Raw genomic sequence first — 17,615 nt, 5'->3', positions numbered from 1 at the left:
GGCTGCGCCGCGCCGGCTGCGTTTAGCCGGGGCTGTGCCGCGTCATGCTGTGTCCGGTCGTACGTGCCGGGCTTGCCGTGTCGGTGGCGCCCGGCGCGACGAGTTGCGCCGTGCCGTGCTGTGCCGGGCTTGCCGTGTCGGTGGCGCCGGGCGCGACGAGTTGCGCCGTGCCGTGTGCGCCGTGCCGTGCCGGGCTGTGCCGGGTCGCGCCGCGCCGGGGGATACCGGGCCGACCGCGTCGATCCGGGCCGAGCCGAGCCGCCTCGGCGGCAGACGCGGCGAGCCGCGCAGACCCGCGCCCCAGCCTCCCCGCCTTGTCACCACCCCGTCCTCTTACCGCCCTGGCCTGTCACCCGGCCCGGGCGGACCACGTCCGGTGGCGGTCCGGGGCCGGCATGGCGTCGATGTCCCACCCCGCATGAAGGAGCACCCCGTGAACAAGCTGCCGTACGCCCTGCTCACCGCCCTGGCCATGGCGGCGGTCGCCGCGCCCGCGCACGCCGCCGTGAATCGCCCGGCGGACGTCACCGCGAGCCAGTGCATCGCCGGTGGCGGGATGATCATCATCTCCGCCGTGGGCGACGAATCACACGCGTACACCAAGCGCTGCAAGGGCGGCGCCCACGACGGCGAGACCGTCCTGCGGGACATCGACTGAGGCCCGAAAGCGGCCTCGGCCGAACAAGACAAGCGCTCGCTCCAGCAAAGGCGGAATATGGGGGAAAGAGCTGGGAAACCGGTTGAAGCCGCTGGACAACGCGCTTGTGGAGGCCGCCATGAACCAGGAGACATCACGTTCGCCCGATCTTCCGCAGCCGTTGCGGGCCGTCGCCTCCGGGCTGAGGCACCTGCCGGGCGCGGAGCAGGTGGGCAAGGTGGCCGGAGACGCCCTGGACAGGATCGGCGCGGTGTCGCCGCGGGGTCGCCGGATGGCCGTCTACGCCGGTGCCGGAGTGCTCGGCGTGGCCGGAGTCGTGGAGTGGCCCGTGGCACTGACCGGCGCGGCCGTCGCCTGGCTGACCCAGCCGAAGCCGGGACAGCGACCCGACGGCGCGTCGGGGAACGGCGGCACGCAGAGCTCCGGAGCCGGTGAACGCCGCGCCGACGTCCAGGTCGCGCCGGACGACGAGAGCACCTCCTCGTACGGCCCCGGCGACAAGCTCGCCTCCTCCCACTACCGGCACGACCGCCCGGAACACCACGTCCACGAACAGCCCGCCAAGGTGGGCGACACCGTCACCGCCTCCGCGCTGAAGCAGGTCGCCGAGGCCACCGCGCACCACGACCCGCACGGCGAGGAGCCGGACCGGGAGCAGGTACAGCGGCACGGACACGACAGCCGGCCCACCGGCTGAGTCGGGACAACAGGAGATGCTCACACGCTTCGACGTCGCCCCGCTCGTCGGGGCCATGGCCGGGGCGGCGGCAGGCGCCGCCCGCAGCACCGCCCAGGGAGTGACGTCCGTCTACGACACCACGCGGCGCGTCCGCAACGTCGCGCGCAACGCCCTGTCCGGCGGACAGCACTGGACGGCGGGGCAGCGCGTCCACATCGCCCTGCGGCGGTCCGACGGCGACATCGGCGGCATCGCCCGCGAGATCGCCGGGGAACTCCTCGACCACCCGGACGTCATCGCGGCGTACTGGGACGAGGGACTGTCCCGCCTGGTCGTCACCGTGGCCGAGGACGCCGTCACCGACCGCGTCAGCGAGCGGGCCACCGCGCTCGCCGCCCGCCTCGGCCTGACCGAGGGCGCCGACCCGGAGGCCGAGGAGACCACCCACCCCGGCGACCCCGGCGAGGTGCGCCTCACCGCGGCGGCCATCCTGCTGGACGCTGCCGGTGCCGCCGGTGCCCTGGCCGGCCGGTCCCTGCGCCTGCCGCCCACCTCACGCGTCGTCACCGCCACCGTCACGCTGCTGCGGGAGAACCCCCGCTTCCGGGCCCTGCTGCGGCAACGGCTCGGCACCCACGGCATGGAACTCGCCCTCGCCGCCGCCAACGCCGCCGCGCACGGCGTCGGCCAGACCCCGCTGGCACTCGTGCTCGACGGCCTCCTGCGCAGCAGCCAGCTGACCGAAGCCGTGGCCAGGGCCGCGGCCTTCGAGGCATTGCACGACGACATCTGCCACGAGCAGCGCACCAGCCTGCCCTGCCCTCCGGACACCCGGCCTCCGCTCAAGGTGACGCCCGCGCAGGAGTACGCCTCCCACGCCAGCACCGGCAGCCTCGCCGGCGCGGCCGCCACCCTCCTCGTCACGCACTCCGCGAGGGAAGCGGCCGAAGCCGTCCTCGCCGGATCCCCCAAGGCGGCCCGGTACGGACCGGCCGCCTTCAACGCGACCCTCGGCACCTTCCTCGCCCGGGCCGGGATCCTCGTGCGCAGCGCGGAGCGCCTGCGTCAGCTGGAGATCGCCGACGCCCTCGTCCTGCACGCCGACGCCCTGCGCAGCCGGCGGCAGGACGCCCAAGGCGACGCGGAGGGGCTGCCCGACGACCCGGTCCATCCCTTCGCCGAGGCCGTCCTCGACGCCGCCCGCCGGGCAGGACTGCACGTCGTGATCGCCGGCGGCTCCGACCTGAAGGACATCACCCGGCTCGCCGACGAAGTCGCTCCTGGCGCCAAGCCGTTCGGAGACGTCGTACGGGCCCTCCAGGACGACGGGCACGTCGTGGTGACCGTCGCCCGCCTCGACGGATCCGGTGACGGGCACGTGGCGGCCGGACTGCCCGCCGGCGACGTGGCGATCGCCCTCACCGACGGCCGCGCGGCCGTCTCCTGGGGCGCCGACGCGCTGGCCCCGGGCGGACTCGCCGACGTCTGGCGGCTGCTGACCGCGATCCCGGCGGCCCGGCACGTCGGACGCCGCTCGCAGACCCTGGCCCGCGCGGGGGCGGCCCTCTCGGGGCTCCTGGTCGCGCGAGGCGGGCAGCCCCCGGGCCGCAGGCTCCTGTGGCCCCTCACCCGGCACGCCCCCGTCAACATCGCCGCCGCGAACGCCCTGCTCGCGGGCTGGCTCGAAGCCGTCCGGGTGGCTCGGGCCACCCCGCCCCCGCCCCGGCTGCACATCCCCTGGCACGCCCTGGAACCCCACGAGGCCCGTGCCCGGCTGGGACGCCCCGACCGCGACGAGGAGCCCACCGGACTCGCCCTGCTCGCCGACCGTTCGCGGCAGCAAGCCGCTCGCCTCGGCCGCCACCCGGCCGTGGCGCCCGTCCGCTGGACCTGGCAGGCCGCCGGCGCCGTACGCCGCGAACTCGACGATCCGCTCACCCCCGTCCTGGCCACCGGCGCCGTCGCCTCGGCGCTGCTCGGCTCGCTCGTCGACGCGCTGCTGGTCGTCGGCGCCATGGACCTCAACGCCGTGACCGGCGGACTCCAGCGGATGCGCGCCGAACAGGCACTGGCCCGGCTGGCCGCCCGGCAGCAACCCAAGGCCCGCAAGCGGGACGGCCGCAGGCGCACCGTCACCGTCGACGCCGCCCGGCTGCGCCCCGGCGACGAGATCACCCTCGGCGCCGGCGACGTCGTACCGGCCGACGCCCGGCTGCTCGACGTCGACGGTCTCGAGGTCGACGAGTCGGCGCTCACCGGCGAGTCCCTGCCGGTCGGCAAGACCGTCGAGGCCACCCCCGGCCTGCCGGTGGCCCAGCGCACCTGCATGGTGTTCGAGGGGACCACCGTCGTGGCCGGCCGCGCCACCGCTCTCGTCGTCGACACCGGCGAGCAGACCGAGGCGGGCCGCGCCGTCACGCTCGCCGCCCGCACCCCGCCGCCCGCCGGAGTACAGGCCCGGCTCCAGGAACTGACCCGCAAGGCCCTGCCGGTGACCTTCACCGGCGGCGCCGCCGTGACCGGGCTGTCCCTGCTGCGCGGCAGCCCCGTACGACGCGCCGTCAGCGGCGGTGTCGCGGTCGCGGTCGCCGCCGTACCGGAGGGTCTCCCGCTCGTCGCGACGGTCGCGCAGATGGCCGCCGCCCGCCGGCTGTCCCGGCGCGGCGTCCTGGTCCGCACCCCGCGCACCCTGGAGGCGCTCGGGCGGGTCGACACCGTCTGCTTCGACAAGACGGGCACCCTCACCGAGAACAAACTGCGCCTGGTCCGCGTCGCCACCGCCGACGGCACCGTCCTGTCCGTGGAGTCCGAACAGGCCGTACCGCTCCTGCGCCTGGCCGCCCGCGCGTGCCCGCAGGAGGAGACGGGACAGGGCCGCCGCGTCGCGCACGCCACCGACGAGGCCGTCCTCGACGTCGCCCCGCCCGACCAGGGCTGGACACCGACCGGCGAGCTGCCCTTCGAAACACGGCGCGGCTACGCCGCGGCGGTCGGCCGTGACGGCGACCCGGACTTCGGTGAACTCCTCGTCGTCAAGGGCGCGCCGGAGACGATCCTGCCCGCCTGCCGGGACCTCCCCGACGGCACCACCGACACCGCCCACGAACTGGCGGGACAGGGACTGCGCGTCCTCGCCGTCGCCCGGCGCCCCTGCCGGGCCGGCGACGCCGACGCCGAACTCGACGCGCCGCTCGCGGACCTGGAGTTCAGCGGTTTCGTCGCCCTCGCCGACGTGCCCCGCGAGACCTCGCACGCCCTGCTCGCGTCGCTGCGCCGCTCCGGCATCCTGCCCGTCATGCTCACCGGCGACCACCCGGAGACGGCCCGTGCCATCGCCCTGCAACTGGGCTGGCCGGAGGAGACCGAGGCGGTGACCGGGGACGAACTGGTCGCCATGGAGCGCCGCGAACGCGTCCGGGTGCTGCGCGGCGCGGGCGTCATCGCCCGGGTCGCACCCGAGCAGAAGCTCCACGTCGTGGAGGCCCTGCAGCAGGCCGGGCGGGTCGTGGCCATGGCCGGCGACGGCGCCAACGACGCCGCCGCCATCCGCGCCGCCGACGTCGGGGTCGGCATCGAGTCGCGCGGCTCCGCGGCCGCCCGCAACGCCGCCGACCTCGTGCTCACCTCCGGCGACCTGTCCGTCCTGGTGGACGCGGTCGCCGAGGGCCGTGCCCTGTGGCGCAGCGTCGCCGACGCGGTGAGCATCCTCATCGGCGGCAACGCCGGCGAGGTCGGCTTCAGCGTCCTCGGCACCCTGCTGGCCGGCGCCTCGCCCCTGTCGACGCGTCAGCTGCTGCTGGTCAACCTGCTCACCGACATGTTCCCGGCCATGGCGGTGGCGGTCACGCCGAGCAACGACCCCTCGACGGCGGAGCACGCCGCGACCGGCCCGATGGGCCTCAACGTCCTCGGCGCGCCGCTGCTGCGCTCCATCCGGCGCCGGGGCATCACCACCTGCCTCGGCGCGGTCACGGCGTACCTCATCGGCCGCCTCACCCCCGGCACCGAACGCCGGTCCACCACCATGGCCCTGTGCGGCGTGGTCGGCGCCCAGCTCGTGCAGACCCTCTCCGGTCGGCGCCACAGCCCGCTGGTGTGGGTCACGGCCCTCGGCTCGGCCGCCGTACTCGCCGCCCTCGTCCAGACGCCCGGCGTCAGCCACTTCTTCGGCTGCACCCCGCTGGGACCTGTGGGCTGGGCCGGCGTGGCCCTGGCCATCGCCCTCTCGGCCCTGGCTCCGCGCCTGGAGCGCCTCCAGGCGGTCCACACCCTCTACGACGCCGCGGCACGACTGGCCCTGCGCCTCAACGACCTCACCCAGGAGGTCCGGGAACGGCTGCAGAGCCCGACGGCCCGGCCGGCGGCGGCGTAGGGGCGGCGACAGGGCCAAGCCCGGCGACAGGGCCAGCCGGCCCAGACGGAAGACAGGGCCAAGGCAGAAGGCGGCCGCCACCACGATCCGTGGTGGCGGCCGCCTTTCCCGCTGATCAGACGCTGATCAGACCTCGCCGCGCCAGGCCCCGGTCTCCGTCCCCCGGGCCTCCATGAACTGCTTGAACCGCCGCAGATCACCGGAGACCTGCCGCTTCACGAACCCGAGCTTGTCGCCCACGGTCTCGGCCACGCCACTGGGGTCGAACTCCATCTGGAGCATGACCTTCGTCGTGTCGTCCTGGATCCGGTGGAAGGTCACCACTCCGGCCTGCCTGGCCTCGCCGTTCACGGTGGTCCAGGCGACCCGCTCGTCGGGGATCTGCTCGGTGATCTCGGCGTCGAACTCCCGCTCCTGACCGCCGACCTTCGTCACCCAGTGCGTCAGGGTGTCCGTGCGCTGCTCGATACGCTCCACGCCGTCCATGAACTCGGGGAAGTCCTCGAACTGCGTCCACTGGTTGTACGCGGTGTGCACCGGGACGCGGACCTCGATGGATTCCTCTACCTGTGACAAGGGGGTACCTTCCTTTCTCGTACGGAGAGCGACGGACGGGTACCAGTTCTCGCGCCGGACACTCATGGTCGTCACGACTTGTAAGGTCGGTCGACGTGGCTACCTTGCTGATCGTCCATCACACGCCCTCGCCCAACTGCCAGGCTTTGTTCGAAGCCGTCGTCTCCGGGGCGAGCGACCCCGAGATCGAGGACGTCCGGGTCGTCCGCGTGCCGGCGCTCGCCGCCACCGCCTCCGACGTCCTCGCCGCCGACGGCTACCTCCTCGGCACCCCCGCCAACCTGGGCTACATGTCCGGCGCCCTCAAGCACTTCTTCGACCAGGTCTACTACCCCTGCCTCGACGCGACCCGCGGCCGGCCGTTCGGTTACTGGGTGCACGGCGGGAACGACGTCACCGGGGCCGTGCGGGGCATCGAGTCGATCACGACGGGCCTCGGCTGGCGCCGCGCCGCCGAGGCCGTGACGGTGACCGGCGAGCCAGGCAAGGACGACATCGAGAAGTGCTGGGAACTGGGCGCGACGGTCGCCGCCGGACTCATGGACTGAACGGATCAGGTCCCTTCCATGCGGCGCCGGTCCTGTTCGTCCCACGCGCGGGTGTCACGCGGCTGCGTGTACGGCTCCGCCTCGGGCGGATGACCACCGGCGATGGCCCGCTGCCGGACCGTCTCGGCGTCGAACTCCAGGCCCAGCAGGATCGCCAGGTTGGTGATCCACAGCCACACGAGGAAGACGATGACGCCGGCCATCGTGCCGTAGGTCTTGTTGTACGAGGCGAAGTTGGCCACGTAGACCGCGAAGCCGGCCGAGGCGATCATCCAGATCAGCAGTGCCAGCAGACTGCCCGGCGTGATCCAGCGGAAGCCCTTCACCTTGGCGTTCGGGGTCGCCCAGTACAGGATCGCGATCATGATCGTGACCAGCACCACCAGAGCAGGCCACTTCGCGATCGACCAGACCGTCAGCGCGGTGTCCCCGATCCCGAGCGTGGTTCCGACCTGCCGGGCCAGTCCGCCCGTGAAGACCACGATCAGCGCGCTGATCACGGCCAGCACCATCAGCACGACCGTCACGGCCACCCGCACCGGCAGCAGCTTCCACACCGGCCGGCCCTCGGGCATGTCGTAGACGGCGTTCGCGGAGCGGATGAACGCCCCCACGTAGCCGGAGGCCGACCACACCGCGAGGACGAGACCGACGATCGCCATCAGCGAGCCGATACCGGCGTTGCCCTGCAACTGCTCGACGGCACGGGTGATGATGTCGCGGGCCGAACCGGGGGCGAGCTGCTGGACGTTGTCGAGCACCTTGTCGGTGGTCGACTTGCCGGTGATGCCCAGCAGCGACACCAGCACCAGCAGCGCCGGGAACAGCGCCAGCACCCCGTAGTACGTGAGGGCGGCCGCCCGGTCGGTCAGCTCGTCGTCCTTGAACTCCCGCAGGCTCCCCTTCAGCACCGCACCCCACGACTTCCGGGAGAGCTCAGTCGGGCTGTCCGGCGCGGCCCGCTCCACTTCGGGCCCCGGACCGGGCTCCTCGTCCGGCCTGGGGCCGCGCCTCTCCGCGGCCGGGGCGGCAGCCCGGTCGGGGGCGGAGTCCGGAGGCGGGGCCTCGCTCGCGTGATGTTCTTTTCGTCCCGGAATATGCAGCTTCACCATGGGGGCCGGGTAACCCCGAGCCGTGCGGTTAAGCCGCGCTCGGCACAGACCCTCCGTGGCCGACTCGCCCCCCGCCGGGCCCCGCGGCTCCAGCCTCTCCGATCGGATTGCGGGAGCGCTCCCAGCGCGGGCACGATGCTCGGCATGACCACGCTCCCCGCCATCCGCCCGTACCGCCCCGAGGACCGCCCGGCCCTGGACGACATCTGCGTCCGTACCGCGCACAACGGCCAGGACAGCCGACCCCACTACACGGACCCCGGCATCTTCCCGGTCACCTTCGCGGCCCCGTACGTCCATCTGGAGCCGGACCTGGCGTTCGTGCTGGACGACGGGCACGGGCGGGCGGTCGGCTACATCCTCGGCACCGCGGACACCGCGCGCTTCGCCGAGGCCTTCCGCCGCACGTGGCTGCCGCTGGTCGCCGACCGCTACCCGAAGCCGCCGCAGCCGCCCCGCACTCCGGACAAGGCGATGGCGGCACTGCTGCACAACCCCGAGCGGATGGTGCTGCCCGAACTCGCGGCCCACCCCGCCCACCTGCACATCGACTTGCTGCCCGAGTGGCAGGGGAGCGGCCACGGCCGCCGCCTGATGCGGACGTTCCTGGCGACCCTCCAGAACAGGGGAGTGCCGGCCGTCCACCTGGCCATGGCGACCGCCAACACCGGGGCCAGGGCCTTCTACGACCGCATGGGCTTCCATGAACTCGACGTCCCCGAGCCCGGCTCGGCCACCTACCTCGGCCGCACCACGAAGGAACTCGACCGGCTCTGAAGGCTCTCCCGAACGCTTCGAACGCATCGAACGCGCCAGGAGACACGGAAGTGGCGCAAACGCACGTTGCCGACCCCGGCCATCCGGCGCAGCCTGGCTGTGCGGGAGCGCTCCCACGCACGCGCTCCCGCACCCCCACGGAAACGACATCGAGAGCACTGCAACCCCCACATCCGAAAGAAGGAGATCATGGATTGTCATGGTCATGTCCGTAGAGTCCGCTCTCGCCTGACGCTCGCCCTGAGCGTCCTGGTCGCCGCGCTGCTCAGCCTCATCCCCTGGAGCGGCACCGCCGTCGCGCACGGCTCGGTCGTCGACCCGGCCTCCCGCAACTACGGCTGCTGGCTGCGCTGGGGCAGCGACTTCCAGAACCCCGCGATGGCGCAGCAGGACCCCATGTGCTGGCAGGCGTGGCAGGACAACCCCAACGCCATGTGGAACTGGAACGGCCTGTACCGCAACGGCTCGGGCGGCAACTTCCAGGCCGTGGTCCCCGACGGCCAGCTGTGCAGCGGCGGACGCACCGAGGGCGGCCGGTACAACTCCCTGGACACGGTGGGCGCCTGGAAGACGACCGACGTCACGGGCAACTTCACCGTGAAGCTGTACGACCAGGCCAGCCACGGCGCCGACTACTTCCTGGTGTACGTCACACGGCAGGGCTTCGACCCCACCACCCAGCCACTGACGTGGAACGACCTCCGGCTCGTCGCACGCACCGGCAAGTACGCGCCCAGCCAGAACTACGAGATCCCCGTGAGCACTTCGGGCCTGAGCGGCCGGCACGTCGTCTACACGATCTGGCAGGCGTCGCACATGGACCAGACCTACTTCCTCTGCAGTGACGTGAACTTCCGCTGACCTGCGGTTCCCCGCCGGTCCACGAGACCGGCGGGGCTCGGGTGTTTCGCGGCTTCATGAGAGTTCTCCGAAAATTTTCGAGACACGTGAACGCGCCGGTGCTCCCGTACGTATGGGGCGAGGGGATTTTCATGCCCGGTACGCCACAAGCGCAGGAGAGCACCCTTGGGACGCAACACGCGAAGACGCCCTACCGGCCCACGACGCGCGACCTTCGCCGCATTCGCACTGATCCTCGGCGGAGGCGGCCTGATGGCCGCGAACGTCTACGCCTCCGCGACCGACGGCGGTTCGGGCGGTGACTCCGCCCAGACGCGGTCCGGTACGGGGGTCCGGACCGCGGGCTCCACGATCGACTGCCCCGACGTCGGCAGCAAGCTGACCTCGGTCCCCGAGCAGGCGCGGGGGGAGGTCGACAAGGAACTCGCCCTCCTGGACGAGCAGGTCGCCAAGGCCTACCAGCGTCTGAGCGAGTCCGCGCAGCAGGTGCAGCAGGACTCCGGCTTCGCCGACAACGCGATCATGAACCCGCTGAAGGACAAGCGGGCCGCGGCCCTCGAACGCATCGCGATCGCCATCGACCGGGTGGGGGACCGTCCCGAAGGGCTCGAGGCCCTCGCCGCCTGCACCGTACGGGACTCCGGCAACCAGGCCCCCGCGCCGGGCGAGGGCCAGGACGGCGACGGCGGCCAACAGCCCGGCCAGGAGCAGGGACAGGGGCAGGACGGCCAGGAGCAGGGCGACGGCCAGGGCGCCAACGGCGGACAGGCGGGCAACGGCCCCGTCGCCGCCGACTTCGCGCCCATCACCAGCGTCCAGCCGGGCGCCGGCAGCCCGCGCCAGGGGACGAAAGCCTCCCGGGGCTCCTTCACCACCGACTGCGGCGTGAACGAGAACGGCCTGTTCAACTCCGACAACATCATCGCCGCCCCGGGCGTCACCAACGGCGCCCACCACTTCCACGACTACGTCGGGAACCAGGCCAACAACGCCTTCGCCAGCGACCAGGACCTCGCCGAGGCCAAGACCAGTTGTGTCGACCAGGGCGACAAGTCCTCCTACTACTGGCCCGTGCTGCGCCTGCAGAACGGCACCCAGGAGCAGGACGCCAAGTCGCCCGGCGGCGGCATCGAGGGCAATGCCGGCGAGATCGTCACCCCGAAGCAGGTCACGCTGACCTTCGTGGGCAACCCGCGCGGCAAGGTCACCGAGATGCCGCGACTGCTGCGCATCATCACCGGTGACGCCAAGTCGTTCGTCAACGGCCCGGCCAACGCCAACGCCTCCTGGAGCTGCACGGGCTTCGAGGACCGGCAGCTGAAGGACAAATACCCGCTGTGCCCGCAGGGCAGCGACGTGGTGCGCACCTTCAAGTTCCAGAGCTGCTGGGACGGCCGCAACATCGACAGCGCCAACCACCGCACCCACGTGGCGTTCACGGACGCCGCCGGCAACTGCCCGTCCGGCTTCCGACCCATCCCGCAGCTGGTCCAGCGCATCGTCTACGACGTCGACGCGCCGAGCCTGGAGGACGGCGGCCGTACGACACCGCTGTTCGCGGTGGACTCCTTCCCGGAGCAGCTGCACAAGCCGGTCACGGACCACGGCGACTTCATCAACGTCTTCGACGAGGACCTGATGCGGGAGATGGCCGACTGCATCAACGACGGCCGCGCGTGCGGCGCCGGAGCAGGCGCCGAGCCGGGCGACAAGCCGCAAGAGGAGCCGCAGGAGCAGCCGACGAAGGCTCCCGGCGAGCCGACGAAGGCCCCCGAGGCCCCGCAGGAGCAGCCCATCCGCACCCCGGCCGCCCCGCAGGACGGCAACGCGGGCGGAAAACCCGGCGACACGGGTGACGGCAACGGCGGGAAGGGCGACGACAACGGCGGGAAGGACCAGGCCGCCAAGCCCCCGGTGACGGACAAGCCGGCCCCCGAGCAGGAGCAGCCGGAGCAGGTCGGTTCGCCCACGGCAGCGCCGCGCACCGACGAGCGGGAGGTGTTCGCGACGCCCACGCCCGAAGGGGGCACCGCGAACGCCGGTGAGCAGGGCGGCTCGAAGGACGACGCGGGTGAGGACACGGACGGCCTCGGCCAGTCCCAGGCCGTCGGAACGGCGACCAGCGCCGCTCCCACCCCGTCGGTCCCGTCCCGGACCGAGCCCCAGGCGGTCGGCAGCGGCGGTCTCGCCGACACGGGCGCCCAGCTCTGGCCGGCCGCGGCGGGCGCCGTCCTGGTCATCGCGGGCTTCGTCGTCCTGCGCCGCGTCAGGCGAGGCTGATCGGCGGCACCGGCACGACCGGCGAACGGTGGCGGGATCCGGCCCGGATCCCGCCGCCGTCGCGCGTGCCCGGTCGTCCGCCACCCTTCGACGGCCGCCGAACCGCTCGTCCTCTAGCGTGATCCCATGAACATGACCATGCAGACCGGACGCGGCGGTGCCGTCGGCGGAGCAGCACGGTGACGCCGGCCGAGATGGCGGCCGTGTTCGCCGCCGGTACGGGCGCGGGCGCCGTCAACGCCGTCGTCGGCTCGGGCACGCTGATCACCTTCCCGGTCCTGCTTGCCACCGGCCTGCCCCCGGTCACCGCAACGGTGTCCAACGGGCTCGGCCTGGTCCCCGGCTCCATCAGCGCGGCCATCGGCTACCGCGAGGAACTCCGCGGGCAGCGACGCCGCGTCCTGCTGCTCGGCATCGGCGCCGTACTGGGCGGCCTCGCGGGCGCCGTGCTGCTGCTGACCCTGCCCGCATCCGCCTTCGAGCGGATCGTGCCGGTCCTCGTGAGCCTCGCCCTCGTCCTGGTCGCCTGTCAGCCGCTGATCTCCAAGTGGGTGCGCCGCCGTCGCCCGGCAGGCGGACCCGTCCGTCGGGACGGCGGCCCGCTGCTGTTCACCGGCCTGACGCTCGCCAGCGTCTACGGCGGCTACTTCTCCGCGGCGCAGGGCATCATCTACGTCTCCCTGATGGGCATGCTGCTCGACGACACGCTCCAGCGGCTCAACGCCGCCAAGAACGTGCTGGCCGCCGTCGTCAACACCGTCGCCGCGGTGCTCTTCGTCTTCTTCGCCGACTTCGACTGGACGGCCGTCCTGCTCATCGCCGTGGGGTCCGCACTGGGCGGCCTGATCGGAGCCAGGACGGGCCGCCGCTTCAGCCCCGCCGTCCTGCGCACCCTGATCGTGTCGGTCGGCACCGTCGCCCTCGTCCACCTGGTGCTCCACTGATCCCTACCGCCTAGATGAACGAGTCCGATGTCTTCAGTGGTCGTACGCGATCAGCGAGCGCTTGACCGTTGCTCCGGTGTTCCAGTTGTGCCGGATCGCGGTGGCCAGGGCCAGCAGGCGTTGGGCGGTGCGGGCGAAGACTCCCGCCGGGGTTCCGCCGCCGTGCTGTTCCAGGCTGAGCTGGCCCTTGAGGGTGTCGATGACGGCCTCGATCCACTGGCGGACACGAGCGATCTTGCCGAAGCGGGCCGGTTCGTCCTTGCGGTCCGGTCGCACCAGGTGGGCGCCGAGCCGGTCGGTGACGAAGGCTTCGAACTCCCGGCCGGCGAAGCCCTTGTCGGCCAGGATCACCCGTTCGGTCCCCAGCCGGTCCGGGGCGCACTCGACTCGGGTTCTGCGCACTCCGTCAGCCGCGACGATCAATCCCGCCAGCTCGAAGGCTGGGAGCGGCAAGGCCATGGGCGGCGAGCACGCCGTCCTGTTCCGCGTCCATGACCTGCAGGCACCACCGGAGGACCTTGTCGCCGGGGCGCAGCACTTCCGCGGCGTCCGCGGCGGAGGGGCGCAGCACGGTCAGCACGCCGAAGGTCGTTCCCCAGGCCATGACCGGGCCGTACAGCGAACCGAACTGGAACGGCAGCCCGGCGGCGAACTGCGGATAGCGGCGCATCGTCTCGGTGGCGTTCGGCAGCACCACCTGCACCCCGAGCCGGTAAGCGTCGGCCACCGGAACGGCCGGTCCACGTACGTGCGCCACCATGGCGGGAACAGCGGGCCCGGCAGCCCCGCGAGCACCGCCAGCCGCAGCAGTCCGGGCGTGCCGGAGCGCAGATAGGTCCCACCCGCGGGGCCGCGCGTTAGGCCGATCGCCTCCGCCGAGGCGTCGTCAGCCGCGTGGCCAGCTGCCCGGGCGTGCGTTCTGCGTCCTGAGCACTCCGAGTCATCGGCCCTACTTCGTCCGTGCGCCGTCCAGCGGGCGACACAGGCAAGAAGGCCCCACTGCGGGCCAGCGGCGCACCTGGGCGGACAGGGACATCGGGCGGACCGGTAGGTGACGCAAGGATCGTCGGCTCGGTGCATCGGGAGAAGCTGTCATGGGCATGTATTTGGGGCTTGATCCCACCCCCACGAGGAGTGAGCGCGTGATGAGCGCCCCCGCCACGGCAACCATCCCCACCCCCACGGCCCCCGGCGGACTGCCGCTGATCGGGCACGGACTCCACCTCGTCCGCGACCCCCTGCCGTTCATCACCTCGCTGCGCGAATACGGCAGCGTGGTGCGCATACGCATCGGCCCCACACCCGCTTACGTGGTCACGGACCCCGCACTGACCCGCCATGTCCTGGTGACCGATGCCGCCCACTTCCCCAAGGGCGGCAAGTACTACGATGCGCTGCGGGTCTTCCTCGGTGATGGAGTCGCGACCGTCGCCGACGGCGACACCCATCTGCGCAACCGCCGTCTGATGCAGCCCATGTTCAGCAGGGCGCATATCGCCGAGCGCGGCAACGCCATGATCGATCAGGTGCGCATGATGGTCGGTGCCTGGCCCGCGGCCGAGCCGCGCGACATGTTCGCGGGCATGAACGAGATCACCCTGGCCACGTTCCTCGTCGCCGTGTTCGGCGCGGACCTGCCCGCACACCTGGAGGGCGAGTTCACCGCCCTCATGCCCGAGATCATGAAAGGAACGATTCGGCAGGTCATTCTTCCGCCCTGGATCACGCGGCTGCCGCTGCCCGCCAACCGCGCGCACGCCGACCGTGTCGCCCGCCTGCGCGCCCTCATCGACCAGGCCATCGACCATCACATCGACGTCACCGCACCCGGATCCGCTTCGGCGGACAGTGCGTCCGGTGCCGAGGCATGCCCGCATGCGTCCGAGGCGCGCCGGCAGCAGAGCGGTCTGTTCGAGACCCTGCTCGGTGTCGAAGACCAACTCGGCCGCCGGCAACTCCAGGACGAGGCCATCACCCTCCTGGCCGGCGCGATCGAGACCACCGGCACCACACTCGCCTGGGCGCTGTACGAGATCGCCCGCAATCCCGCCGTCGAACGACGTCTTCGCGAGGAACTGGCCTCGGTGTGTCAGGACCGGCCGCTGCGCTACGACGACCTCGACCGACTCCCGTACGCCCGACGGGTTCTGCAGGAGGCCATCAGGAAATACGGACCGTCCTGGATGGTGACGCGGACCGCCGCCCGTGACATCGTCCTCGGCGGACACCTGATACCCGAGGGCGCGGATGTCGTGTGGAGTCCCTATCTGCACCAGCACGACTCCTCCCGTTTCCCCGACCCGGACAGCTTCGACCCGGACCGTTGGGAGGCGGACCGCGTCGCGGCCACCCGAGGGTCCTTTCTCGCCTTCGGCGACGGCCGCCGCAAGTGCATCGGAGAGAACTTCGCGTGGGTAGAGCTGCAAATCATCCTCGCGACCGTCCTCCAGGTCTGGCCCCGGTTCAAGGTGACCTCCCGTCCACCGCGTGCCCAGGCCGTCATCACAGTAAAACCCGACGCCTTGGCCATGGAGTTCCATTCGGACTCGGCTGGCTGACGGGTCGGTCGAGCAGCCCGCATGCACGGGGCGGCCCTCCGTTTGCCGACGCCGGGCAACGTCCATGTAGCTGCCGACCATCGCCGGTCACGGCTTGGCCAACTCCTTGGTTCTGACCGCGCTTCCGTGATGGCTACGGGGAGTAGCGCATCCGGCCGGAGCCACCAGACGGTTCACGGAATCGCGGTCAGAGCATGATCCGCTCCGATTGGAAGCTGGGGTTTCAGGCGGCCAGCTTGTTGCATTTGTGGATCTGCTGGTCGAAGACCCGAGTGGGAGCGATGCGGCGTAGCAGGCTGATGCGCCGGGCGAACGGGCCGGCGGTGGAGCGCAGCCGCGGCTTGCGTGCGGTGGCCGCAGTGACGATGGTCTGGGCGACGACGGTGCCGTCCGAGGTGTTGCCGGGATGGAAGCTGCTTACCGGTGCAGATCGCCCGTTTTTCGCTGGTTGTCCCGTCTCGACGAAGTCAGGCGCCCCAAGGCGCTGACCAGCCTGCCTGACAGGGCCGTTGACCAGACGATGGTGGACGAAGTCGTGGAGTCGTATCTGATCCAGAGCTGGCCCGCCGCCTACGAGGACGCTGTCCTGGTGAAGGCGACAGACACCTACGCGGTCCAGGTACGAGCCCAGCCGGCTGACGACACGATCGTCATCGACCACGAGGACTCGCTCGATACTCAGACCGGCGGGGAAAGCGACATCCTGGGCAGGGCTGGACGCGGCGACTGCTCCCGCCCCGCGAAGGCTGGCCTGCCGCCTGGCTTCGGTGCCTTCCTGCGCCGGGCCACCGCCTGGTTCGCCAGCCAGGGCGTCACCGTCGAACGCGTGCTGACCGACAACGCCTGGGCCTACACCAAGATCACCTGGCACCGGACATGCCAGCAGCTGGGCATCAGCCCACGCCGGACCCGGCCCTGGCGACCGCAGACCAACGGCAAGGTCGAGCGCTTCCACCGCACCCTGCTCGACGAATGGGCCTACCACCGGCCCTACACCTCAGAAGCTGAATGGCAGGCAGCGTTTCCCGACTGGCTGGACTGGTACAAGTACCAGCGACCCCACACCGGAATCAGCGGCCAAACCCCAGCCAGCCGCGAAGCCGCCGTGGCCCGCCTGTTGGACCACTACGTCGCCACCGCTGGTGCGGCGGTCGCGTATATGGAGCCCAGAGCCGGAGCGGACGACTCCGGCCCGTTCCCGGGCCGCGACGCGGCGCTCGGCCGGCTCGATGCCGAGCACCCGAACCTGGTGGCGGCCGCCTTGTGCCCTGAGGCACGGTCGCATCCAGCCGGCGTCGGTCTGGGGATCGACCTCACCCCCTACCTCAGCTATCGCAGACACTTCGACGACGCGATCGCCCTGTCCACCAGGGCCGCCGGGATCTACCACGAACTCCGGGACCACCGTGGCGAGGGCAAAGCACTGAACAACCTCGGGCTCATGTTCTGGGAGACGGGCCGGTTCCAGGAGGCCATCATCGCCCACAGACAGGACCTCGCCATCTGCGAGAAGGCAGGAGACCGGCACGGTCGGGCCACGGCCCTGAACCATCTCGGCCTCGCCCTGCAGGGACTGCGCCAGTACGCGGACGCCATCCTCGCCCCCACCATGGCCGCACGGATCTTCGAGCAGGCAGGTGACCGCCGGCTGGAAGCCACGGCCCTGGCCAACCTCGGGTCGGCCCTGGGCCGAGTGGGCCGTTTCGAGGACGCCATCGCCGCCCACAGGAAGGATTTGGCGCTCTGCCACCAATCGGGCCACCGGCACAGCGAGGGCCAGGCGCTGCTCGCTCTGGGCCTGACTCTGAAGGCAGCCGGCTCCCTCGAGGACGCCGGCCAGGCCTACGGCACCGCTGCCGCGATCTTCCGGGAGACGGGCGACCTCCGCCGGGAAGCCGAAGCACGGGGAAACCTCGGCACGGTTCTGGCCTGCTTGGGCCGCCTCGACGAGGCTGTCACGGCACTCACTGAAGCCGCCCCCCTGTTCCGTGAGTCCGGTGACCCGGACGACGAACGGCGGGCCCTGACATACGCGTCCGAGGTTCGAGAGCGGTTGGACAGAAGGCGCCCACATACGGACGGATGACGCTGAGGTGTCGATGCCGACGTCGGGACTTGGTGACTCGGCGCCCCCAAGGCGAGAGCCTCGCACCGGACTTAGAGGTCCTAACAGAAGTTGTTGATCAAGTGACCGTCGGCTTGTCTGCTCGTTGGTCGAGGCGTGGGGAAACGTCAGTCGCGGCCGTGGAT

Annotated in this window: 12 protein-coding genes and 3 pseudogenes; 11 read left to right on the top strand and 4 right to left on the bottom strand. The window is 71.8% G+C overall.

Annotated features, from left to right (window positions below; all coding sequences use genetic code 11):
* Positions 1-433: 433 nt before the first annotated feature.
* The 3 genes from ABZ192_RS41110 to ABZ192_RS41100 all read left to right on the top strand — a co-directional run bounded on the left by ABZ192_RS41110 (position 434) and on the right by ABZ192_RS41100 (position 5,709).
* On the top strand, positions 434-658 hold the full coding sequence (locus ABZ192_RS41110; protein WP_356929571.1) for a hypothetical protein: 225 nt from the start codon (positions 434-436) through the stop codon (positions 656-658).
* A gap of 118 nt (positions 659-776) precedes the next feature.
* The gene (locus tag ABZ192_RS41105) at positions 777-1,355 is read left to right on the top strand and encodes a hypothetical protein (RefSeq protein ID WP_356929570.1); all 579 of its coding nucleotides are present in this window, start codon (positions 777-779) and stop codon (positions 1,353-1,355) included.
* 16 nt (positions 1,356-1,371) lie between these two features.
* On the top strand, positions 1,372-5,709 hold the full coding sequence (locus tag ABZ192_RS41100) for a cation-translocating P-type ATPase (RefSeq protein WP_356929569.1): 4,338 nt from the start codon (positions 1,372-1,374) through the stop codon (positions 5,707-5,709).
* 126 nt (positions 5,710-5,835) lie between these two features.
* Here the strand turns inward: ABZ192_RS41100 and ABZ192_RS41095 are convergent, their stop codons facing one another.
* Entirely contained in the window at positions 5,836-6,285 is a 450-nt protein-coding gene (locus ABZ192_RS41095; RefSeq protein WP_356929568.1) for an SRPBCC family protein, read from the bottom strand.
* A gap of 95 nt (positions 6,286-6,380) precedes the next feature.
* Between ABZ192_RS41095 and ABZ192_RS41090 the strand changes: the two genes are divergently transcribed.
* Complete coding sequence (locus ABZ192_RS41090; protein ID WP_356929567.1) at positions 6,381-6,833, top strand: NAD(P)H-dependent oxidoreductase; 453 nt, start codon at positions 6,381-6,383, stop codon at positions 6,831-6,833.
* A gap of 5 nt (positions 6,834-6,838) precedes the next feature.
* Here ABZ192_RS41090 and ABZ192_RS41085 read toward each other — a convergent pair whose 3' ends face one another.
* The gene (locus tag ABZ192_RS41085) at positions 6,839-7,945 is read right to left on the bottom strand and encodes a YihY/virulence factor BrkB family protein (RefSeq protein WP_356929566.1); all 1,107 of its coding nucleotides are present in this window, start codon (positions 7,943-7,945) and stop codon (positions 6,839-6,841) included.
* A 144-nt stretch (positions 7,946-8,089) separates the two neighbouring features.
* On the opposite strand from ABZ192_RS41085, the gene ABZ192_RS41080 reads away from it, so the two are divergent.
* The 4 genes from ABZ192_RS41080 (at position 8,090) to ABZ192_RS41065 (ending at position 12,807) form a co-directional block, all read left to right on the top strand.
* Positions 8,090-8,722 (top strand): GNAT family N-acetyltransferase, encoded by a 633-nt coding sequence (locus ABZ192_RS41080; RefSeq protein ID WP_356929565.1) that lies wholly within the window; start codon positions 8,090-8,092, stop codon positions 8,720-8,722.
* 189 nt (positions 8,723-8,911) lie between these two features.
* Positions 8,912-9,583, top strand: a complete 672-nt coding sequence (locus tag ABZ192_RS41075; protein WP_356929564.1) for a lytic polysaccharide monooxygenase — start codon at positions 8,912-8,914, stop codon at positions 9,581-9,583.
* Positions 9,584-9,835: 252 nt separating this feature from the next.
* On the top strand, positions 9,836-11,863 hold the full coding sequence (locus tag ABZ192_RS41070) for a DUF1996 domain-containing protein (protein ID WP_356929563.1): 2,028 nt from the start codon (positions 9,836-9,838) through the stop codon (positions 11,861-11,863).
* 179 nt (positions 11,864-12,042) lie between these two features.
* Entirely contained in the window at positions 12,043-12,807 is a 765-nt protein-coding gene (locus tag ABZ192_RS41065; RefSeq protein ID WP_356929562.1) for a sulfite exporter TauE/SafE family protein, read from the top strand.
* Positions 12,808-12,840: 33 nt separating this feature from the next.
* Here ABZ192_RS41065 and ABZ192_RS41060 read toward each other — a convergent pair.
* Positions 12,841-13,161, bottom strand: a pseudogene (locus ABZ192_RS41060) (IS982 family transposase); the annotation flags it as partial.
* Positions 13,162-13,321: 160 nt separating this feature from the next.
* A pseudogene (locus ABZ192_RS41055) lies at positions 13,322-13,751 on the bottom strand (diguanylate cyclase); the annotation flags it as partial.
* A 201-nt stretch (positions 13,752-13,952) separates the two neighbouring features.
* Between ABZ192_RS41055 and ABZ192_RS41050 the strand changes: the two are divergent.
* From ABZ192_RS41050 to ABZ192_RS41040, 3 genes and pseudogenes are all read left to right on the top strand, one after another.
* Positions 13,953-15,365, top strand: coding sequence for a cytochrome P450 (locus ABZ192_RS41050; RefSeq protein ID WP_356929561.1), 1,413 nt, complete (start codon positions 13,953-13,955; stop codon positions 15,363-15,365).
* A gap of 769 nt (positions 15,366-16,134) precedes the next feature.
* Positions 16,135-16,461 (top strand): annotated as a pseudogene (locus ABZ192_RS41045) (integrase core domain-containing protein); the annotation flags it as partial.
* 63 nt (positions 16,462-16,524) lie between these two features.
* Positions 16,525-17,451, top strand: coding sequence for a tetratricopeptide repeat protein (locus ABZ192_RS41040; protein ID WP_356929581.1), 927 nt, complete (start codon positions 16,525-16,527; stop codon positions 17,449-17,451).
* Positions 17,452-17,615: the final 164 nt, after the last annotated feature.

Source organism: Streptomyces sp. NPDC006235, from assembly GCF_040613735.1.
GTDB lineage: Bacteria > Actinomycetota > Actinomycetes > Streptomycetales > Streptomycetaceae > Streptomyces.
This window is presented reverse-complemented; position numbering and strand designations above follow the sequence as displayed.